This is a genomic window from Pseudomonas sp. IT-P395 (assembly GCF_949767675.1).
In the GTDB taxonomy this organism is placed as follows: Bacteria; Pseudomonadota; Gammaproteobacteria; order Pseudomonadales; family Pseudomonadaceae; genus Aquipseudomonas.
The window spans coordinates 1-23,609 of sequence record NZ_CATKPW010000020.1; the positions used below are offsets into that span (position 1 = coordinate 1).

The window sequence follows — 23,609 nt, forward strand, 5'->3', positions numbered from 1 at the left end:
GACCATCAAGGACGCCACCGGCGGCAACTTCGAGAACTTGGTGCCAAGCACCACGCCTGCCGTGACCGACGTCACTGATACCATCGACACCTCGACCGTGAAGCTGACGGCCGACACCACTGTGGCTGAAGGTGGCACTGTCACCTACACCGCCACCGTTGGCGCACCAGTCACCGGTTCGCCGGTTGTCGTGACCTTGGCGAACGGCCAGAACATCACTATCGAAGTCGGCAAAACCAGCGGCACCGTGACCACTACCGCGCCAAACGATGCGCTGACTGGCCACGCTCCGCTGACCAATGCGATCACCGACGTTTCCGGCGGCAATTACGAGAACCTCGTTGCCGACAAAACCCCGGTTTCGACCACTGTTACTGACACTGTCGACACCACCAACCTGTCGCTGACTGCGACCGGCACCGTGGCGGAAGGGGGTTCGATTGTTTACACCGCGACCCTGACCAACCCGGCCGGCACCCCGGTGACTGTGACCCTGAGCAATGGCTCGGTGATCACCATCGAAGCGGGCAAGACCACCGGCACCGTGACCGTGGCGGCTCCAGCCGATGACGTCTACAAAGACGCCGGCAAGGTCGAAGTCACTATCAAGGATGCTACCGGCGGCAACTTCGAGAATCTGGTTCCGAGCACCACGCCAGCCGTTACCGATGTAACTGACACCATCGATACCTCGACGGTCAAACTGACCGCCACCGAGTCGGCCGCTGAAGGTGGCACCGTCACCTACACCGCCTCTGTCGGCGCGCCGGTCACTGGTTCGCCGGTCGTGGTGACCCTGGCCAACGGTCAGAACATCACCATTGAAGTCGGCAAAACCACCGGCACCGTGACCACCACGGCGCCGAACGATGCGCTGACTGGCCACGCTCCACTGACCAACGCGATCACCGGCGTTTCCGGCGGCAACTACGAAAACCTCGTGGCCGACAAAACCCCGGTCAGCACCACCGTCACCGACACCGTCGATACCACCAACCTGACGCTGAGCGCGACAGGAACCGTAGCTGAAGGCGGCCAGATCACCTACACCGCGACCCTGACCAATGCCGCTGGCAGCCCGGTCACCGTGACCCTGAGCAACGGCTCGGTGATCACCATCGAAGCGGGCAAAACCACCGGCACCGTGACTGTTCCTGCGCCTGCCGATGACGTCTACAAGGACGCCGGCAAAGTCGAAGTCACCATCAAGGACGCTACCGGCGGCAACTTCGAGAACCTGGTCCCGAGCACCACGCCAGCCGTGACCGAAGTCACTGACACCATCGACACCTCGACCGTGAAGCTGACGGCCGACACCACGGTCGCTGAAGGCGGCACCGTCACCTATACCGCCACTGTCGGCGCGCCGGTCACCGGTTCTCCTGTCGTGGTGACCCTGGCCAATGGTCAGAGCATCACCATTGAAGTGGGCAAGACCACCGGCACTGTAACCTTCACCGCGCCGAACGATGCGCTGACCGGTCAGGCCCCGCTGACCAACTCGATCACCGGCGTGAGCGGCGGCAATTACGAAAATCTGGTCGCCGACAAAACCCCGATCACCACCACAGTGACCGACAGCACCGACACCACCAATCTGTCGCTCAGCGCTACCGGTTCCGTGGCCGAGGGCAGTTCGATCATCTACACCGCGACCCTGACCAATGCGGCGGGCTCGCCTGTCACCGTGACCCTGTCGAACGGCTCGGTGATCACCATCGAGACAGGTAAAACCACTGGCACCGTGACCGTTCCGGCGCCGGCCGATGACGTCTACAAAGACGCCGGCAAGGTCGAAGTGACTATCAAGGATGCTACCGGCGGCAACTTCGAGAACCTGGTACCGAGCACTGTGCCGGCCGTGACCGACGTCACTGACACCATCGACACCTCGACGGTCAAACTGACTGCCACCGAGTCAGCGGCTGAAGGTGGCACCGTTACTTACACCGCCACCGTCGGTGCTCCAGTGACGGGTTCTCCGGTTGTAGTGACCCTGGCCAACGGCCAGAACATCACCATCGAGGTCGGCAAAACCAGCGGCACCGTGACCACCACCGCGCCAAACGATGCGCTGACTGGGCACACGCCGCTGACCAACGCGATTACTGATGTGAGCGGCGGTAACTACGAGAATCTGGTCGCCGACAAAACCCCGGTTTCGACCACTGTTACTGACACTGTCGACACCACCAACCTGTCGCTGACGGCGACCGGCACTGTGGCTGAAGGCGGTTCGATCGTTTACACCGCAACACTGACCAATCCGGCCGGTACGCCAGTCACCGTCACCCTGTCGAACGGTTCGGTAATCACCATCGAAGCGGGCAAGACCACCGGCACCGTGACCGTGGCGGCTCCAGCCGATGACGTCTACAAAGACGCTGGCAAGGTCGAAGTGACCATCAAGGACGCCACTGGCGGCAACTTCGAGAACCTCGTTCCGAGCACCACGCCAGCCGTAACCGACGTCACTGACACCATCGACACCTCGACGGTCAAACTGACCGCCACCGAGTCTGCGGCTGAAGGTGGCACCGTCACCTACACCGCGACGGTCGGCGCGCCAGTCACCGGTTCGCCGGTTGTCGTGACCCTGGCCAATGGTCAGAACATCACCATCGAAGTGGGTAAAACCAGCGGCACCGTGACCACCACCGCGCCAAACGATGCGCTGACTGGCCATGCTCCGTTGACCAACTCGATCACCGGCGTTTCCGGCGGCAACTACGAAAACCTCGTGGCCGACAAAACCCCGGTCAACACCACCGTCACCGACACCGTCGACACCACCAACCTGTCGCTGACCGCGACCGGCTCGGTGAACGAGGGTGGCCAGATCACCTACACCGCGACCCTGACCAATGCTGCTGGCTCGCCAGTCATCGTGACCCTGAGCAACGGCTCGGTGATCACCATTGACGCTGGCAAAACCACTGGCACTGTCACCGTCGACGCACCGAAAGACGACGTCTACAAAGACGCCGGCACCGTTGAAGCGACCATCAAAGGCGCGACCGGTGGCGACTTCGAAAACCTCGTCACCAGCACTACTCCGGCCGTCACCACCGTCAACGACACCATCGACACCTCCACCGTGTCGCTGACCGCCACGGCGAACGTCGCTGAAGGCGAAACCGTGGTCTACACCGCGACCGTGACCGCGCCAGTGACCGGCTCGCCGGTTGTCGTGACCCTGTCCAACGGCCAGACCATCACCATCGCCGTCGGTGAAACCACCGGTTCGGTGAACTTCGTCGCGCCAAACAGCCCACTGGCCGGCGGCAGCTCGCTGAGCGTGACCATCGACGGCGCCACCGGCGGCAATTACGAAAAACTGGCGGTCGACGGCAAGTCCGCCGACACCGTGGTTTCGGACACCACCGACACCACCAACCTGAACCTGACCGCAACCGATTCTGTGGCTGAAGGCGGTTCGATCGTTTACACCGCGACGCTGACCAACCCGGCCGGCACCCCGGTGACCGTGACCCTGTCGAACGGTTCGGTGATCACCATCGAGGCTGGCAAAACTACCGGCACCGTGACCGTTGCGGCACCTGCCGATGACGTCTACAAAGACGCTGGCAAAGTCGAAGTCACCATCAAGGATGCAACGGGCGGTAACTTCGAGAATCTGGTGCCGAGCACCGTACCGGCGGTGACCAATGTCACCGACACCATCGACACCACCACCGTCAAACTCACCGCGACCGAGTCGGCGGCTGAAGGCGGCAGCGTGACTTACACCGCAACCGTCGGCGCGCCAGTCACTGGTTCACCTGTGGTCGTGACCCTGGCTAACGGTCAGACCATCACCATTGGTGTTGGCCAGACCACCGGCACCGCGACCACCACCGCGCCGAATGACGCACTGACCGGCCACGCGCCGATCACCAATGCGATCACCGAGGTGAGCGGCGGCAACTTCGAAAATCTGGTGGCGGACAAGACGCCGGTTTCGACCAATGTCACCGACACCGTCGACACCACCAATCTGTCGCTGACTGCGACCGGCACCGTTGCGGAAGGTGGTTCGATCATCTACACCGCAACCCTGACCAACGCTGCAGGCTCGCCAGTCACGGTGACCCTGTCGAACGGCGCGGTAATCACCATCGAAGCCGGTAAAACCACTGGCACCGTGACCGTTCCAGCTCCGGCCGATGACGTCTACAAAGACGCCGGCAAAGTCGAAGCGACGATTTCGACCGCTACCGGTGGCAACTTCGAAAACCTGGTGCCGAGCACTGTTCCGGCCGTGACCGAAGTCACCGATACTATCGACACCTCGACCGTGAAACTGACGGCGACCGAGACCGCCGCTGAAGGTGGCACCGTCACCTACACCGCCACTGTCGGTGCGCCAGTAACCGGCTCGCCTGTCGTCGTGACGCTGGCCAATGGTCAGAACATCACCATTGAAGTCGGTAAAACCACTGGCACCGTAACCTTCACCGCGCCGAACGATGCGCTGACCGGCCACGCGCCGATCACCAACTCGATCACCGGTGTCACTGGCGGCAACTACGAAAATCTGGTGGCCGACAAGACTCCGGTTTTGACCACGGTCACTGACACCGTCGACACCACCAACCTGTCGCTCAGTGCGACCGGTTCTGTGGCCGAAGGCGGTTCGATCATCTATACCGCGACATTGACCAACGCTGCTGGCTCGCCAGTCACCGTGACTCTGTCGAACGGTGCGGTGATTACCATCGAAGCCGGCAAAACCAGCGGCACCGTGTCTGTTCCAGCGCCAGCCGACGACGTCTACAAAGACGCAGGCAAAGTTGAAGCAACAATCTCGACGGCGACGGGTGGCAATTTCGAAAACCTGGTGCCGAGCACTGTCCCGGCCGTGACCGAAGTTACCGATACCATCGACACCTCGACCGTCAAACTGACGGCTGATACGTCGGTCGCTGAGGGCGGTACCGTCACTTACACCGCGACCGTTGGGGCACCAGTAACCGGTTCACCGGTCACCGTGACGCTGGCCAATGGTCAGAACATCACCATCGAAGTCGGCAAAACCACCGGCACCGTGACCTTCACCGCACCAAATGATGCGTTGACCGGCCATGCGCCACTGACCAACTTGATCACCAACGTGACCGGCGGCAACTACGAAAACCTTGTTGCCGACAAAACTCCGGTCAGCACCACCGTGACCGACACCGTCGACACCACTAACCTGTCGCTCAGCGCCACAGGGACAGTGGCCGAGGGTGGTTGGATTGTTTACACCGCAACGCTGACCAACGCGGCTGGCTCGCCAGTGACCGTGACGCTGAGCAACGGCGCCGTGATCACCATCGAGGCCGGCAAAACCACTGGCACCGTGACCGTTCCAGCCCCGGCCGACGACGTCTACAAAGACGCCGGCACCGTGCAGGCGACGATCAGCAACGCCACCGGTGGTAACTTCGAGAACCTGGTGCCGAGCACGACGCCGGCTGTGACCAGCGTCACCGACACCATCGACACCTCGACCGTAAAACTGACGGCTGATACGTCGGTCGCTGAAGGTGGCACCGTCACTTACACCGCCACTGTGGGCGCTCCAGTGACCGGTTCACCTGTCGTGGTGACTTTGGCCAACGGTCAGAACATCACCATCGAAGTCGGTAAAACCACCGGCACTGTGACCACCACCGCACCGAACGATGCGCTGACCGGTCAGGCGCCACTGACCAACTCGATCACCGGTGTAACCGGCGGCAATTACGAAAATCTGGTGGCCGACAAGACCCCGGTTTCGACCACGGTCACCGATACCGTCGACACCACCAATCTGTCGCTCAGTGCGACCGGTTCCGTTGCCGAGGGCGGTTCGATTGTCTACACCGCTACTTTGACCAACGCCGCCGGTTCACCAGTGACCGTGACGCTGAGCAACGGCGCCGTGATCACTATAGACGCCGGTAAAACCACCGGCACCGTCACCGTCGCAGCGCCAGCGGATGACGTATACAAAGACGCAGGCAAAGTCGAAGCAACCATTTCGACCGCGACCGGCGGCAACTTCGAGAATCTGGTACCGAGCACCGTGCCGGCCGTGACCAATGTCACCGACACCATCGACACCACCACCGTGAAGCTGACGGCGACAGAGTCGGCAGCTGAAGGCGGCAACGTCACCTACACCGCGACTGTCGGCGCGCCAGTCACCGGCTCGCCGGTTGTCGTAACCCTGGCCAACGGTCAGACGATCACCATCGGTGTCGGCCAGACCACCGGTACCGCGACCACCACGGCGCCAAACGACGCATTGACTGGCCATGCTCCACTGACCAACGCGATCACTGACGTAACCGGCGGCAACTTCGAGAACCTGGTGGCCGACAAGTCCCCGGTATCGACCAATGTTACCGACACCGTCGACACGACCAATCTGTCACTCAGCGCTACCAATTCGGTCGCTGAAGGTGGTTCGATCGTTTACACCGCGACCCTGACCAACGCCGCTGGCTCGCCAGTGACCGTGACCCTGTCGAACGGCGCCGTGATCACCATCGACGCAGGTAAAACCACTGGCACGGTGACCGTTCCAGCACCGGCTGACGACGTCTACAAAGACGCCGGCACCGTGCAGGCGACGATCAGCAACGCCACCGGTGGCAACTTCGAAAATCTGGTGCCGAGCACGACGCCGGCTGTGACCAGCGTCACGGACACTATCGACACCACCACGGTGAAACTGACCGCGACCGGTACAGCGGCTGAAGGCGGCAACGTTGTCTACACCGCTACCGTAGGCGCACCGGTTACCGGCTCGCCGGTTGTCGTGACTTTGGCCAATGGTCAAACCATCACCATCGGTGTTGGCCAGACCACGGGCACTGCAACCACCGCAGCGCCAAACGATGCATTGACCGGTCATGCGCCACTGACCAACTCGATCACCAACGTGACCGGCGGCAACTACGAGAACCTTGTTGCCGACAAAACTCCGGTCAGCACCACCGTGACTGACACCGTCGACACCACGAACCTGTCGCTGAGCGCGACTGGCTCGGTGGCTGAAGGCGGCTCGATCGTTTACACCGCGACCCTGACCAACGCCGCTGGCTCGCCAGTGACCGTCACCTTGTCGAACGGCGCAGTGATCACCATCGATGCCGGTAAAACCACTGGCACCGTGACCGTTCCAGCCCCGGCTGACGACGTCTACAAGGACGCCGGCACCGTGCAGGCGACGATCAGCAACGCCACCGGTGGCAACTTCGAAAACCTGGTGCCGAGCACGACGCCGGCTGTGACCAGCGTCACCGACACCATCGACACCACCACGGTGAAACTGACCGCGACCGCCACTGCCGCTGAAGGCGGCAATGTCGTCTACACCGCAACCGTCGGCGCGCCAGTAACCGGTTCGCCAGTCGTGGTAACCCTGTCGAACGGTCAAACCATCACCATCGGTGTAGGCCAGACTACCGGCACCGCAACCACTACCGCGCCAAACGACGTTTTGACCGGTCATGCACCGCTGACCAACGCGATCACCAACGTGAGCGGCGGTAACTACGAGAACCTCGTGGCTGACAAAACGCCGGTCAGCACTACGGTGACCGACACTGTCGACACCACCAATCTGTCGCTCAGTGCGACCGGTTCGGTCGCTGAAGGTGGCTCGATCATCTACACCGCAACATTGACCAACGCCGCTGGCTCGCCAGTGACCGTCACCTTGTCCAACGGCGCCGTGATCACCATCGACGCCGGCAAAACTACTGGCACCGTGACCGTTCCAGCCCCGGCCGATGACGTCTACAAAGACGCTGGCACCGTGCAGGCGACCATCAGCACCGCCACCGGTGGCAACTTCGAAAACCTGGTGCCGAGCACCGTACCGGCAGTGACCAACGTCACCGACACCATCGACACCACCACCGTCAAACTGACAGCAACAGAGTCGACAGCAGAAGGTGGCAACGTCATCTACACCGCGACTGTCGGCGCGCCAGTTACCGGTTCGCCGGTTGTCGTGACCCTGGCCAACGGTCAGACCATCACCATTGGCGTCGGCCAGACCACCGGTAACGCGACCACCACGGCGCCAAACGACGCATTGACTGGCCATGCTCCACTGACCAATGCGATCACTGACGTAACAGGTGGCAACTTCGAGAACCTGGTGGCCGACAAGTCCCCGGTATCGACCAATGTCACCGACACCGTAGACACCACCAATCTGTCGCTGAGCGCCACCGGCACCGTGGCCGAAGGCGGCTCGATCGTTTACACCGCAACCTTGACCAACGCCGCTGGCTCGCCAGTGACCGTAACCCTGTCCAACGGCGCCGTGATCACCATCGACGCCGGTAAAACCACTGGCACCGTGACTGTTCCAGCGCCAGCGGATGACGTCTACAAAGACGCCGGCACCGTGCAGGCGACGATCAGCACCGCCACCGGTGGCAACTTCGAAAACCTCGTGCCGAGCACGATTCCAGCCGTGACCAGCGTTACCGACACGATCGACACCACCACCGTAAAACTCACTGCAACCACAACTGCAGCCGAGGGCGGCAACGTTGTCTACACCGCGACTGTCGGCGCGCCAGTCACCGGTTCGCCGGTTGTCGTGACCCTGGCCAACGGTCAGACGATCACCATCGGCGTCGGCCAGACCACCGGTACGGCGACCACCACGGCGCCAAACGACGCATTGACTGGCCATGCTCCACTGACCAACTCGATCACCAACGTGACGGGCGGTAACTACGAGAACCTCGTGGCTGACAAAACGCCGGTCAGCACCAACGTGACCGACACCGTCGACACCACCAATCTGTCGCTCAGCGCTACCAATTCGGTCGCTGAGGGCGGCTCGATCATCTACACCGCAACATTGACCAACGCCGCTGGCTCGCCAGTGACCGTCACCTTGTCCAACGGCGCCGTGATCACCATCGACGCCGGCAAAACTACTGGCACCGTGACTGTTCCAGCGCCAGCGGATGACGTCTACAAAGACGCCGGCACCGTGCAGGCCACGATCAGCAACGCCACCGGTGGCAACTTCGAAAACCTCGTGCCGAGCACGACGCCGGCCGTGACCAGCGTCACGGACACTATCGACACCACCACGGTGAAACTGACCGCGACCGGTACAGCGGCTGAAGGCGGCAACGTCGTCTACACCGCGACCGTAGGCGCACCGGTTACCGGCTCGCCGGTTGTCGTGACCCTGTCGAACGGTCAGACCATCACCATTGGCGTCGGCCAGACCACCGGCACCGCGACCACCACCGCACCGAACGATGCGCTAACCGGTCATGCGCCGCTGACCAACTCGATCACCAACGTGACGGGCGGCAACTACGAGAACCTCGTGGCCGACAAAACCCCGGTCAGCACCACCGTGACCGACACCGTCGACACCACCAACCTGTCGCTGTCCGCGACCGGCACCGTGGCCGAAGGTGGTCAGATCACTTACACCGCGACCCTGACCAATGCCGCAGGCTCGCCAGTCACCGTAACCCTGAGCAACGGCTCGGTAATCACCATCGACGCCGGCAAAACCACCGGCACCGTGACCGTTCCAGCACCAGCTGACGACGTCTACAAAGACGCCGGCACCGTGCAGGCGACCATCACCGGCACCAGCGGCGGCGGCTTCGAAAATCTGGTGACCAACACCACGCCAGCCGTGACCAACGTCACCGACACCATCGACACCACCACCGTCAGCATCACTGGCAGCAGCTCGGTGACCGAAGGCCAGACCGCCAGCTACACGGTCAGCCTGAACCACCCGGCGCAAACCGAAGTGACCCTGAAAATCGTCTACAGCGGTACCGCTGCCGACGGTTCGGACTTCACCGGTGTGTACACCGTGAAGATCCCGGCCGGTGCGAGCAGCGCGCAGTTCAATGTCGCCACCATCGATGACAAGATCACCGAAGGCACCGAGAACTTCGTGGTCAAGATCGATTCAGCCACTGGCGGCAACTTCGAGAACCTCGCGGTCAGCAGCACCAATGGCAGCGTCAGCACGTCGATCATCGACAACGACGCACCGCCGGTCATCGACCTGGATGCCAACAACTCCAGCGGCGCCACCGGTGCCGACTACAAGGTGACCTTTACCGAAAACACCCCGGGCGCGGGTGTGTCGATTGCCGACACCGACATCAGCATCACCGACCCGGACAGCACCATGCTCACCGGCGCCACCGTAATCCTGACCAACCGTCAGGACGGCGATGCGCTGAACCTGGGCAACAGCGTCAACGGCATCACCATCAATGCCAACAGCACCAACGGCACCGTCACGCTGACGCTGTCCGGTAACGCGACGCTGGCCGACTACATGCAGGCCATCAAGAACATCAGCTTCACCAACAGCAGTGAGAATCCGAGCACCGTGCCGCGGATCATCACCGTGACTGTGACCGATGGCGGCAACTACTCCAACACCGCGACCACCACGGTCAACGTGGTGGCGGTCAACGACGCACCGGTTGCTGCACCGAGCAACGTCACCGGCACCGAAGACACCCCGCTGGTGCTCGGCTGGTCGACTTTCGGCGTTACTGACGTCGACAGCCCGGCCGCCAGCCTCGGCATCAAAATTACCCAGCTGCCGGGCGAAGGCAAACTGCAGTACCTGGACGGCTCGACCTGGAAGGACGTCGCCAACAACCAGACCTTCAGCAAGGCTGACATCGACGCGGGCAAGCTGCGCTTCCTGCCGGATGCCAACGAGTCGGGCGTCAACGGTTACGGCGGCAGCGGTCTGGGCAACAACCAGGCTGACTACGCGCAAATCAAGTTCCAGCCAACCGACGGCCAACTGCTGGGCAACACCGGCACCGTGAAGATCGACATCACCCCGGTAGCGGATGCGCCAACCGTGAGCGTGGCCGACAACAGCGTGAAGTCGACCGGACTGATCAAGGAAGTCTGGACTGGTCTCTCGGGTCTGGGCACCAACGGCAACGGCGCGGATTCGACCACGTTGAAAAACGTCATTGACGGTGCGGGCACACCGAACACCAGCACTAACGTCAACAACGTGCAGTCCGACGGCAGCGTGACCGCCGGTACTGCCTCGAAGACCTCGGGCCTGATCTATCTGGAAGCCGGCAAGACCTACACCTTCAGTGGTATCGGCGATGACAGCCTGTTGGTGACCATTGGCGGCAAGAGCGTGGCATCGACCACGTGGGGCGCGGGCGGTAACCTCAACGGTTCGTTCACCCCGACCACCAGCGGCTACTACACCCTGGACATCTACCACCACAACCAGAGCGGCCCGGGCAGCTACGACGTCAACCTGTCGGTCAACGGCAGCACGCCGATCGACCTGAGCAGCGCTGGCGTACCGATCTACACCGGCGTGCAGGATCTGGTGAATTCGGGCGTGACCGTCTCCGATCTGCACGGCAGCAACGGCGAAGGCTATTACGACGGCTACAAACTCAACACCGGCGCCGAAGGCACCACGGTGAAACTGTCAGCAATCACCACCGCACTGACTGACACCGACGGCTCGGAAACCCTGAGCGTGAAGATCAGCGGCGCGCCAGTCGGCTCGGTGCTCAGCGATGGCGCGGGCCATACCTTCACCGTCACCGCCAGCAGCGGCGACGCCAACGTCACCGGCTGGAACCTCGGTAGCCTGACCGTGACCCCGCCGCCGTACTACAACGGCCAGTTCAACCTGACCGTGACCTCGACCTCCACCGAGATGGTCGGCGGTTCGGCGAGCAGCACCGCGACCATTCCGGTCACCGTGGTGCCGGCGGTCTACAACGCCATTGTCGCCACGTCGGCCGATGACACCGTCAGCGGCACCGATGGCAACGACATCATCGTCGCCGACATCGGCGGCCTGACCGTGGTCCCGGGCACTAACTACAACATCGCCTTCATGGTCGACAGCTCCGGCAGTATGAGCAGCTCGTCGATCAATGCGGCCAAGGATTCGCTGACGTCGGTGTTCAACACCCTCAAGCAGAGCCTGGGCGGCAGCAACTCGGGTACGGTGAACATCTTCCTGGTGGACTTCGATACCCAGGTCAACAAGTCGGTGTCGGTGAACCTCAACGACCCGAATGCGCTGACCCTGCTCAAATCCGTACTCGACTCGATGAGTTCCGGCGGCGGCACCAACTATGAGGACGTGTTCAAAACCACGGCCAACTGGTTCCAGAGTGCCGACGCTGTGGCCAACACCGGGGCGAAAAACCTCACGTACTTCATCACCGACGGCCAGCCGACCTACTACCAGAGCGGCGAGCAGACCAACCCGACGCTGTACGGCAGCGTGAAGTTCGACAGCGTGGTGACCACCAGCAACTACAAGCTGGGCGACACCTTCAGCACCTACATCGACAACACGCATTACCTGAGCATCAACGCCAGCGGTTTTGCCCAGTTGCAGACCTACACCGCCCGTTATGGCTGGAGCACCACCAATCTGGGCACCGTTCACGCGCAGGGCGACGGCACTTACGAGTTGTCGAGTCTGGCCGGTAGCGGCAGCAGCACCACCTCGACCACCACCGACAACTCGACCAGCAGCTTCGCGTTGCTCAGTGGCCTGTCGAATGTCGAGGCCATCGGCCTGAACAGCGGCGTCAGCCTCAACGACCTGAAACCTTACGATTCGGATAAAACGCCGCAGACCAACATTGATCCGAAGGATCTGGCCAACTCGATTATCGGCCACACCGAAGCGACGATGCCGGGCAACGACACCGTCAGCGGTGGCGACGGCAATGACATCCTCTTTGGCGATCTGGTGAGTTTCAACGGCATTGCCGGTGAGGGTTATCAGGCGATGCAGGCGTTCGTTGCCAAGGAAACCGGCGTCGACGTCAGCAAGGTCACCACCAGCAACGTGCACCAATACATCACCGAGCACTATCAGGCGTTCGATGTGTCCGGTGCGCATGATGGCAATGACACGCTGTTGGGTGGCGCGGGCAATGACATCCTCTTCGGCTCGGGCGGCAACGACCTGCTCGATGGCGGCAAAGGCAATGACATCCTGCTCGGCGGCACCGGCAACGACACACTGATCGGTGGTCAGGGCAATGACATCCTCATCGGTGGTTCTGGCGCCGACACCTTTGTCTGGAAGGCGGGCGACACCGGCAACGACGTGATCAAGGACTTCAAGGCCGCCGACGGTGACCGTATCGATCTGCGTGATTTGCTGCAGGGCGAGACTGGCAGCACCATCGACAACTTCCTGAAGATCACCACGGTCGACGGCACGTCGTCGCTGCAAGTCAGCTCGGCGGGCAAGTTCAACTCCGGCGATGCCGCAGCGGCGACCCCGGACGTGACGATCAAACTGGAAGGCAACAACTGGTCGAGTGCCAACATTCACAACCTGATTGCCGGCAGCGACCCGACCATCAAAGTCGACCACAACAACAGCTGATGCGTGAACAAAACGGCCGCCCCAATGGGGCGGCCGTCACGTTTGTGCTGACCGGACCGGTGACGATCGCGTCGCCGCCCCGCATACTCGCGCGCAGTTGGCTATGCTGCTGACAGCATGACGCTGGTTCATTTCTGAGGGATGCTCAATGTTTTACGTGCAACGCGATGCGCAAGGTCTGTTGATTCGCGTGGAAGCCGCGGCCTACGCCGAGGCCACGGAAACGCTGCCGGCCGACAGCCATGAAATCCAGGCCTGGTTCGCCAATGAAGTGGTGGAAACCAGCCTCAAACAGCTCAAGCAGAGCGACTTCGAAATGATTCGGGTACTCGACGACCTGATTCAGGTGCTGACCCAGAAAGGCGTGATCCGTGTCACCGACCTGCCACCGGCGGCCCAGGCCAAACTGATGGACCGGACCCAGGCGCGGGAAGCGTTGGGCGGGTTGAGTCAGTTGATTGATGAGGATGAGGGCGGGTTGATCTGATCCCCCCGTAATCAAAAGCCTACCCTCACCCCAGCCCTCTCCCCGAGGGAGAGGGGGCCGACCGAGGTGTCTGGCGTTATACATCGACCTGAGAAATCGAATCGATTATGGATTCAGCCCCCTCTCCCGGAGGGAGAGCGGCCAACCGAGGTGTCTGGCGCTATAAGTCGATTATGGATTCAGCGGAGCTCTTTCACGTCGGCGTATTACATCAATATCGCACGGTCAGTCCCCTCTCCCTCCGGGAGAGGGCTAGGGTGAGGGTTGCTTTTGCAATGACTCACCGCCAAGGCTTCGGCTCACCCAACAACTGCCCCTGAACCCCATACAAGCCCATCTCGCGAATCACCGCCAACTCCCCTTGCGTCTCGACCCGCTCAGCAATCAGCGGCAGATCGATGCTGTGCGCAGCACGCTGGATAGCCTCGATGAACAGCCGCTTGTCACTCTCCTGATCAATCGCGCGAATGTAACTGCCATCGATCTTCAGGTACGCCAGCCCCAGCCGCGCCAGATTACCAATCATGCTGAAACGACCACCAAAGCGCTGCAGGCTCAGTGAGAAGCCCAATTCGCGCAGGCGTCGGGTCAACTGCTCAAGCACCGCTTGTTCCGGCAATTGCTCCTCGCCGATTTCCAGGGTCAGGCGCTCGCCGAGGTTGGAATGTGCGCGCAAAATCTCGAAGACTTTGTTCAACGCCTGCGGATCGGCCAGGGTCGCCGAAGACAGGTTCAGCGCCAGCGAATCTTCATGTTCTTTCATCTGCTCCAGCACGCGCTCAAGCATCAGGCGATCCAGCCGCGCGGTCCAGCCGAAGCGCTCCAGCCATGGCAGAAAACGCCCGGCCGGGATGGTCTGGCCCTGATCATCGAGCAAGCGCGAGAGCACTTTGTAATGCAGCACCAGTTGCGTGTCTGCGGCGGCGACCACCGGCTGGAAATACAGCTCGAAACGTTGCTGACTCAAGGCCTGATCGAGCAAACGATGCCATGCGTGGTGATCGTCGCCGACATCCGCCGTCAGGCTCTGATCGATACAGGCCCAGTTCTGCTCGCCCTGCCCTTCGGCTTGCGCCAGCGCCTGATCACCGAGGGTCAGCACCTGTTGCGGCGAATCGCCGTGAGTGAACGGCGCCAGGCCGATCGACGCCACGGCAGCGACGTCGGTCGCGCCGGTGGCGTGCAGACTGCTCAAGGCATTGTCGAGGTTCTGCGCCAGTTGCAGCGCTTCTTCTCGAACCAGCCCCGGCGCCAGCACAGCGAACTCACCGCCACGAATCCGCGTGACAAGGTTCTGGGTTTCCGGGTACTTGGCGCATTCGCGAGACAACTGTTCGCCGACTGCTTTCAACAGTTCATCGGTGCGCTGACCGCCCAGACGCTGGTTGAGCCCGGCCAGATCCTTGACCCGCAACAGCAGTAGATAACCAGAACTGGCCTGCTCCGGATTGCTCACCCGATTGTTCAACTGCATCTCGAAATAACGCCGGTTGGCCAACCCCGTCAGGTTGTCCTGATAAGACTCGGCCCGCAGTTTTTCACTGCGCTCGGCCTGCTCCTGAAACAGCGCCTTGAGCTTCTCGACCATCTGGTTCATCGCCTGCACCACGCGACGCAACTCAGGCGTGCGCGGCAATTCAGGCAGGCTGAGAAACTCGCGACGGGCGATGGCGTGAGACTGCTTGACCATGTAATCCAGCGGCTTCAATTGCCGGCGCAGCAGCAATGCCCCGAGCACCGCACTCACTGCGCCGCAGATCAGCAGCCAGCCAAGGCTGCCCAACGCGCTCTGCCACAGCTTGGCCACGGCAAACATCGGATGGCTGACCACTTCGACCCGCGCCGCCTGCTCCCAGCCACGGCTGACCAGCGCATCGCCACCAGCCGGTTCCAGACCGATCAGCTTGACGAACCAGTCCGGCACATTGCTGACCGCCGGAATGCCATTGCGCTCGACGATAGTCTGATCGGTCTTCAGATCGACCACGCGGATGCTCGCGTAATAACCGCTGTCGAAAATCGAACTGACCAGCAACTCGACCATCGCCGGGTCGTCGATATTCGGCGTCAGCGACAAGGCCAGCGCCGTCGCGGCGTCCTGCGCGTGGGAACGCAACTGGTTGACGTACTGGGTGCGCGAGCTCTCCAGACTGACCATGAAGCTGCCGGTGAAGGCGACCACCAGGAACAGACAGATAGCGATCAACAGCTGTTTGAACAAAGACATCTGAGCGCGTGCTCCTAGTTAGTCGTCTCGACCGGGAAACCTTCGGCCTGCATTTTCTTCAAGACATCCTGCCAGCGTGACAGGCGTTTGGTATCACCGACCTTTTTGTTGCCCTTGGCGCCCGGCAAATACAGACCTTCGGCATTGAAAGAGTAGACCGGCAGCAAATCGGTTCGCTGCGATGCCGGCTGGATCGGATCGATGAGGCTGTCGAGCACCAGCGGCATGGCATCGGGGGTGGCATAGTAAGTCAGGACCATGTGCGCGCGGTTCTGGCGCAACGCTTTGACATAGGTGATGCGCAGCTTGTCACTGGAAACGCCGAGATGGCGCAGGCTGAAATACTTGGCGATCGCATAGTCTTCGCAGTCGCCAGCGCCCTTCCACAGCGCCTCGATCGGCGTTTCCCAATAGTCGACCTCGTGCCACAGGTCGATGTCTTCGACGTAGCGCACCTGTTTGTTGAAAAACAGGTTCACCACTTTGAGCTTTTCCATCTCGCTAACCTGTTTCTGCGTAGCCAACAGATTCTGCCAGGCATCGATGCGCTGCTGCCCGGCACCCAGCGGCCCGTAGAGCGCCGTGGCTTTGCGGCTGATCGTGGAAAAATCCCAATCGGCATGCAGACCGCCCAGCATGACGCCGGCCAGCAGCAGTGCGCAGCCTAGCCAGCGCAGTGTCCGGGGGATCGCGAAACGTACCGCCACAGCAGAATTCCGGGGGGCAGGAAGGAAAGCGTTTGATGGTGAAGCTTAGCCCGGCAAAAAACAATGGCACCATGAGATCATCGGCGACACGCTAAACTTCAGTTGGCACCCAATGTTTTACAAGGTTTGACAACCTGTAGAGCAATCACTAGTGTCATTTGGATCCAAATCAGGCCGACATACAGGGTGCGTAGTCGTGACACAGAAGCCCAAACCGCTGCACAGCATTAAAGTCGATGGACCGATTCCTGCGCATCTGGCCCGGTCGGTGATCGAAGAAACCCTGCGCTCGGCAATCCTCGATGGGCGTCTGCCCTGCGGCACGGCGCTGCGCCAGCAGGATCTGGCCGATTTGTTCGGCGTCAGCCGCATGCCGGTGCGCGAAGCCTTGCGCCAGCTCGAAGCTCAGGAACTGCTGAGCGTTACCGCGCATAAAGGCGCAGTGGTTGCGCCGTTGATTCAAGGCGATGCCACCGAAACCTACGAGCTGCGCATCCTCCTCGAATCCGAAGCCATGCGCCAGTCGATTCCGCAGCTGACCTCGGCCGATCACACACGCGCCGCCGGTTACATCGAAGAGCTGGAAGCGCAACACGACTACACGGAAATCGGCCGGCTCAACCGTTTGTTCCACATGGCCCTGTACTGCAAAGCGCCCAATAAACGCTTGCTGCGACTGGTCGAAGACGGACTCAACGAAGAGGAACGTTTTCTGCGTTTCAACCTTGAGGCCATGGGCCTGGGCAAACTGTCCCAGGACGATCACCGGGCAATGCTGCAAGCCGTGCAGGATCGTGACGTTGAACTGTCAATCAAACTCCTCGGGCAGCACCTTAATCGGGGCGTTGAGGTGATTACCCGTTATCTCGCTACCCCCGCCGCGCAAAGCCGCAAAGCCGCTCGCTGAGCGCGTACCTCCCACGAATCACCCGCTTACAAATCCCCAAGCGATCTGCCCGCCCTCAGGTGGGCGGAACCGCGTGCCCGCTCTAACCTCCTCCGCGCCTATCAGTCCGCATTTGCAGCGTGCCGATGACGAATCGGTAATAGCCGTGGCGCTCATTTACCCGCACTCTTGAACGGCCAACCCCATAAAGAACGGGCGACGCGCCGCCCTGACGGCGCAGTCCCCGCACCAGGAACCTACGGAAGGAGCCTTGCCACGGGAAAAAGGAAGTCATGGCGCGGGGTCACGGCCAACTTCCGCCCCTTTTAAATCATTCAATTCTTATTGCTGGAAAGTTGCTTCGAGTGAGGCATTCACTCTTGTCGATCAATTTTGGCCGTTATTCGCCGAAAGGAGCAACTACGCCCAAATAAAACTTTACCCACAAGTTTTATCGGAACAACTCAACTTCAAAAAACAGCAAACTTAAAAAAATTAAAAATATACTTGTTAACTACTTTGTCTGTGTATTAGCTTTTCTTCGCCAAGTTTGAACTTCGCCCTTCAACTCGGCATCAGCCCAATGCCTGCGGTACATCAGCAGCGCCTTATGGGCAGACATGAGGCCATGTCACAGGTATATCGATCCGCACTTATCCATCAGGAAAGAAGGCTGTCGTCCGTCGACAGAAAACAAGTAAGTCGTCGTTTCATTGATTGCGCAGTTTCCAGAGCAGTTCCATTACATATCAACGATAAAGGACATCATGATGCCCAATAAGAACCAACTCGCCCTGAAGAAAGCCGAACTTAGCATTCACCCGATCTTTTCCGAGATCACCTCGCTAACGGTCTTGCGTCGTTTCATGGAAACCCACGTGTTTGCCGTGTGGGATTTCATGTCGCTGACCAAACGCCTGCAGCAGGAGCTGACGTGCACCCGTTTGCCGTGGTTACCGCCGCGTGACCCTCACGCCGCCCGGTTGATCAACGAGATCGTTCTGGGTGAAGAATCGGATGATCGCCTGACGGAGGGTCATTACAGCCATTTCGAGTTGTACCTGGATGCGATGCGCGAAATCGGCGCGAGTACCACGGCCGTGGAGCGCTTTGTCGCCCTGCAACAGGAAGGGGTGAGCTATGACGTTGCGCTGCAAAGCGTCGAGGTGGATCCGGCCGCTGCGCAATTTGTCCGCGACACCTTGCGTACCGCCCTGCATGCACCAGGACACAGCGTGGCGGCGGCGTTTCTGCACGGTCGCGAGAGTGTGATCCCGACCATGTTCCAGCGCATTCTTGACGACTGGGGCATCGGCATCGAACAGGCACCGACCTTCCGTTACTACCTGGAACGGCACATCGAGGTCGACTCCGAAGACCACGGCCCGGCGGCAGAACACCTGCTCGAACGCCTGGTCGCCGGCGATCCGCAGCGCGAGGCCGAGGTCTACGCCAGCGCCATCGCCGCCGTGGAGAGTCGCATCGCCCTGTGGGACGGCCTGCGCCTGAGCATGCGCGAACCGTTGGCGGAGGTGGCCCAATGAACGCCGCCGATTATCAATCCTTTGCCGACGCCTGGGAGAACCGCGCCACCATCCGCACTCGCCCCCGACGCGTGCTGGAAGACGATGAACGCCTGATCTACCCGCTCAGCCGCCAACCACTGGTGCTCAGTGAAACCTTCCTGCGCGAGTGCCCGCAACAGCGTGATTTCGCCTTGGTGCAGACGCTGTACAAGTTCATCAACGACGTGGTGATTTTCGAAACCGAGATCGTCGACAAGACCGCACGCAGCATCGCCAAGAACCGCTTCGCCGTGGCCTTCCCGTTTGCCTGTCGTTACGACGCGATGACCGTGGTGGTCGATGAGGATTATCACGCGCTGGTGGCGATGGATTTCATGCAGCAAACGGTAGCGATGACCGGCATCGAGCCGATTCAGTTGCCCGATGAGATCGAGTTGAGCCGGGCGATTCCTGCGGCTGTAGCGCTAGCACCGGAGCACCTGCGCAGCGCGGTGGAATTGATCTGCGTGGCCATCGCCGAAAACACCGTGACCGGCGATGTCGCGGCGTTCGCCCGCGATGACACGGTCAAGCCGTCGATCAAAGGTCTGATGGCCGATCACTTGCTCGACGAAGGTCGTCATTCGAGTTTCTGGGCGCGGATGGTGCGTATCTATTGGCACACCGCCAACGCGGCGGATCGCGAAACCATCGCGCAGATTCTGCCGGTGTTCATCGGCCACTACCTGACCAACGACATCCAGAAAGCCTTCGATCTGCGCCTGATCGACGCACTGCCGGTCAGCGAGGCGACGCGCCGTTCGCTCAGGGATGAAATGGCCGGGCTGGCCTTTCCGATCAATCGCCACCATCCGCTGGTGGGCAACATCGTCAAGTTCTTCCACAACAGCTCGCTGCTCGACACGCCCTGCGTGCAGCACGCCTTGCGCGATTACCTGGTTTGACAAGGAGGCCGACATGAAACGTCTCGACATTTTGCTGATTGGCGCCAGCCAGGCCATGACCGACCTGGCGCAGGAACTGGAACAACACGGTCACTCCTTGCAGCGCAGCGGCGTTGCGGCATCGACGGTGGATTTGATCATCGACGATGGCTTCATTGGCGCTGGCGACTTCTGCGCCATCCCGCATCTGCATCTGCGTCTGGGTGTTGGCGTGCAGAGCCTTGGCGGTTTGCCGTCACTCGATTTGCTGTGTTTTCTTGGCTCGTCACTGATCAGCCGCGTGCCGATTGCCGATGAGCCATCGGGAAACGGTCAGGCATTGCGACAGCGGGTGCTGACCCAAGTGGTGGACGAAGTGGCGTTGCTGGTCAGCCGCTTCTCCCGTGACGCTGAGTATCTTCAGCAGGCCGGATCTGTGCCGGCGCCGGATTTCGAGCGGATGGAAAACCTGCTGTTTCTCGACAACCTGGCTTACGTCCATCAGCGCAACGACACCGCGAATGTGGCGCTGCTGAAACAGGCGCAAGTGCCAGTCATCGAGCGTCTGCAACAGAGCTTGATTCGCCACGCCGAACGGCCGGCACTGCACCTTGGCGAACAGTCGCTCAGCTACAGCCAGTTGCACGACTACAGTCGCGCGATTCAACAGCAAATGCTGCCTTTGCTCGAGCAACATCCGCAACCGTGGGTGGTCGGCATCTGCCTGCCGAAAAGCCCGGCGTTGTTCGCATCGATTCTGGCGGTCCTCGGCAGTGGCGCGGTGTATTTGCCGCTGGAGCCGAGTCATCCGTTGCAGCGCCAGCAATACATTCTGCAAAACGCAGGCGCGCTGCTGTTGTTGCATGACGGCGAGCATCCGCTTGGCGAAACCATGGCGGGGCTGGACGTCAGCCGCATCGACAGCGCCGAGGCAGATCTCAGCCAACCGTTGATGCGCCGCCGCCCCGAACTTGATGCAGCGTGCATGGCGCTCTACACCTCGGGCACCACCGGCCATCCGAAGGGTGTGCTGCTCAGCCAGGCCAACCTCGCGCACTTCACCGCGTGGTACGCCGATTACGTGCAGTTGCAGGCAGAAAGTCGAGTCTTGCAGTTCTCGTCGCTAAGCTTCGATTCGTCGCTGATCGACATCTTCCCGACCCTGCTCGAAGGCGCCGAACTGGTGGTGCCCGACGACACGCAACGGCGCGATCCGCTGCAACTGGTTGCGTTGATTCGTCGCCGGCAATTGACTCACGCCTTCCTGCCACCGGCACTGTTGAGCATCCTGCCGCTGGAGCAACTGGAAGGCGTGCAAGTGATGACCGGCGGCGACGTCTGCGAGCCGTTCGTCATCGAGCAACTGACCCGTCAGGGCACGCTGCACAACCTTTACGGCCCGACTGAAGCCACGGTGCTGATCACCGCCCGTCGGCTCACACCGGGTGACAGCAACCGCAGCCTCGGCGCGCCGATCGCCAACAGTCAGGTGCTGATCCTCGATGACGATTTGCAACCGGTACTACAGAACACCGTCGGCGAATTGTTTATCGTCGGCCCCGGCGTCTGCCTCGGTTATCTGAACAACCCACAGCAGACTGCCGAGCGTTATCTAACCTTGGATTTGCCGGACGGCCAAACGCTGCGCGCCTACCGCAGCGGCGACATGGCCAAGTGGGGCGAGGACGGTATCGAGCTGTGCGGACGGCGCGACAATCAGGTGAAAATTCGCGGCTTCCGGGTCGAGCCGGAAGAGATCGAACGCTGCCTGCGCGAGAGCCAGTTGTACCGGCAAATCGCAGTGGTGATCGACTCTCAGCGACGGATTCTGGCGTTCCTCGCCCAGCCGCAATCGGACATCGCGCGCGAAACGCTAAAGGCTCACGCCCGGCAGTTTTTGCCCGACTACATGCAACCCGTGGCGTGGTCTGAACTGTCGAGCATGCCGTTCGCCAGCAACGGCAAGGTCGACCGCAAAGCGCTGCTGGAACTGCCGGTGAGCGTGCAGGACAGCGGGCCGAAATGCCTGCCGGCGAATGCCGATGAAGCACTGTTGCTGGAGATCTGGGCGGAATTGCTGGAGCTGCCCACCAGCGATATTTCCACTGACGAAAGCTTCTTCAATCTCGGTGGTCACTCGATTCTGCTGTCGCGAATGTTGCTGCGGCTGCGTGAGGAGTTCGGGCGCAGCATCTCGATCAACCGCTTCATCGAACTGCCGACCGTCATCAAACTCGCGACGCTGGTGCGCGGCACCGATGACAGCACGGTGCTCAGCGCTCAAGCCATGGCCGACGCCGAGCGCGCACTGGATATCGAGCCACTGCCGATCAGTCGCATGGGTGATGTGCACAAGGTCATCGTCACCGGGGCCAATAGTTTTGTTGGCGTGCACATCGTCGAGGCGCTGCTCGGCTGGGGCGCCAGCGAAGTGGCGTGTCTGGTGCGCGATGGCGGCGGGCAAACGGCGGCGCAACGCTTTGCCGAGTCACTGCGGGAAAACCGTCTGGAGCATCTGGATCTGAGTCGCGTGCGGGTTTACGCGGCAGATATCACACGCCCGCAACTGGGCCTGGACGACGACGATTATCAGCGCCTCGATCGTGAGTTCGGCGCGTTGGTGCATAACGCCGCCAACGTCAATCACGTACTCGATTACGAGTCCCTGGCGGCAGACAACGTCGAGCCGATTTTTGCGCTGCTGCGTTTGTGCGAAGGGCAGAGCAAAAAGGTTTTCAATTTCGTCTCGACGCTGTCGGCTTCAAGTACGGTCGACGATGCGGGGCGAGTGCTGGAATTGCCTGCCGCGCCTACGCCGCCGATCTACATTCGCAACGGCTACAACCTGTCGAAATGGGTCGGCGAGCGCATCCTCGAACGAGCGCGGGAGCGCGGCGTCCGGGTCAATCTGTACCGCCCCGGCAACATCAGTTTCAACAGCTTGAGCGGCGTTTGTCAGCCGCACAAAAACCGTCTGATGCTGATGCTCAAAGGCTCGATCCAGCTCGGCCAGGTACCGGCGTTCGCGCTGAATTTCGACCTGATGCCGGTGGACTTTCTCGCCCGCTTCATCGCCTTCCACGCCAGCCGTTATTCGCCTGACCGCGCGGTGTTCAATCTGCATAACCCCGAGCCTTTGAGCTGGGACGCCTACGTCGCTTCGTTCCGCGAAACCGGCAGCGAGTTCGCGCTGGTCAGCGTCGCCGACTGGCAGCAGCAACTCGGGCGTGTCGACGCCGACAACGCGCTGTTCGGCGTGCTCGGTTTCTACCTCAACGGCTTTGAAGAAGACATCGGCGACATCTCCCTGATCGGCCACGCCAACGCTGAAGCCGGCGTACAGCAGATGGGCGCTCATTACCCGCAGAAATCCCCGGCGCTGCTGCGTCGCGGCTGCGACTACCTGAAAGAAATCAACTTCATCTGATCCAACAAAAGGAGCAAC

8 protein-coding genes are annotated in these 23,609 nt (G+C 61.1%); 6 read left to right on the forward strand and 2 right to left on the reverse strand.

Annotation, left to right across the window (positions count from 1 at the left end):
• Positions 1-13,408: immunoglobulin-like domain-containing protein (locus ACM6IN_RS15035; RefSeq protein WP_414916285.1), on the forward strand; the 13,408-nt coding region annotated here is incomplete at its 5' end.
• 148 nt (positions 13,409-13,556) lie between these two features.
• Positions 13,557-13,895: a hypothetical protein gene (locus ACM6IN_RS15040; protein WP_007918987.1), complete on the forward strand. Its 339-nt coding sequence runs from the start codon at positions 13,557-13,559 to the stop codon at positions 13,893-13,895.
• 280 nt (positions 13,896-14,175) lie between these two features.
• Here ACM6IN_RS15040 and lapD read toward each other — a convergent pair whose 3' ends face one another.
• Both lapD and lapG read right to left on the reverse strand, forming a co-directional pair.
• A complete protein-coding gene (gene lapD / locus ACM6IN_RS15045; protein WP_007918985.1) occupies positions 14,176-16,122 on the reverse strand; it encodes a cyclic di-GMP receptor LapD in 1,947 nt (648 codons plus the stop codon).
• Between the two features lie 14 nt (positions 16,123-16,136).
• Positions 16,137-16,829: a cysteine protease LapG gene (gene lapG / locus ACM6IN_RS15050; protein ID WP_095113878.1), complete on the reverse strand. Its 693-nt coding sequence runs from the start codon at positions 16,827-16,829 to the stop codon at positions 16,137-16,139.
• Positions 16,830-17,025: 196 nt separating this feature from the next.
• On the opposite strand from lapG, the gene ACM6IN_RS15055 reads away from it, so the two are divergent.
• The 4 genes from ACM6IN_RS15055 to ACM6IN_RS15070 all read left to right on the forward strand — a co-directional run bounded on the left by ACM6IN_RS15055 (position 17,026) and on the right by ACM6IN_RS15070 (position 23,591).
• Positions 17,026-17,736 carry a GntR family transcriptional regulator gene (locus ACM6IN_RS15055; RefSeq protein ID WP_414916286.1) on the forward strand — a complete coding sequence of 237 codons (711 nt, stop codon included), beginning with the start codon at positions 17,026-17,028 and terminating at the stop codon, positions 17,734-17,736.
• Positions 17,737-18,485: 749 nt separating this feature from the next.
• Complete coding sequence (locus tag ACM6IN_RS15060; RefSeq protein ID WP_371857972.1) at positions 18,486-19,259, forward strand: DUF3050 domain-containing protein; 774 nt, start codon at positions 18,486-18,488, stop codon at positions 19,257-19,259.
• A complete protein-coding gene (locus ACM6IN_RS15065) occupies positions 19,256-20,185 on the forward strand; it encodes a diiron oxygenase (protein ID WP_007918981.1) in 930 nt (309 codons plus the stop codon). The genes ACM6IN_RS15060 and ACM6IN_RS15065 overlap by 4 nt, the downstream gene beginning before the upstream one ends.
• A gap of 13 nt (positions 20,186-20,198) precedes the next feature.
• Positions 20,199-23,591: an amino acid adenylation domain-containing protein gene (locus ACM6IN_RS15070; RefSeq protein ID WP_414916287.1), complete on the forward strand. Its 3,393-nt coding sequence runs from the start codon at positions 20,199-20,201 to the stop codon at positions 23,589-23,591.
• The last annotated feature ends 18 nt before the right edge of the window (positions 23,592-23,609 follow it).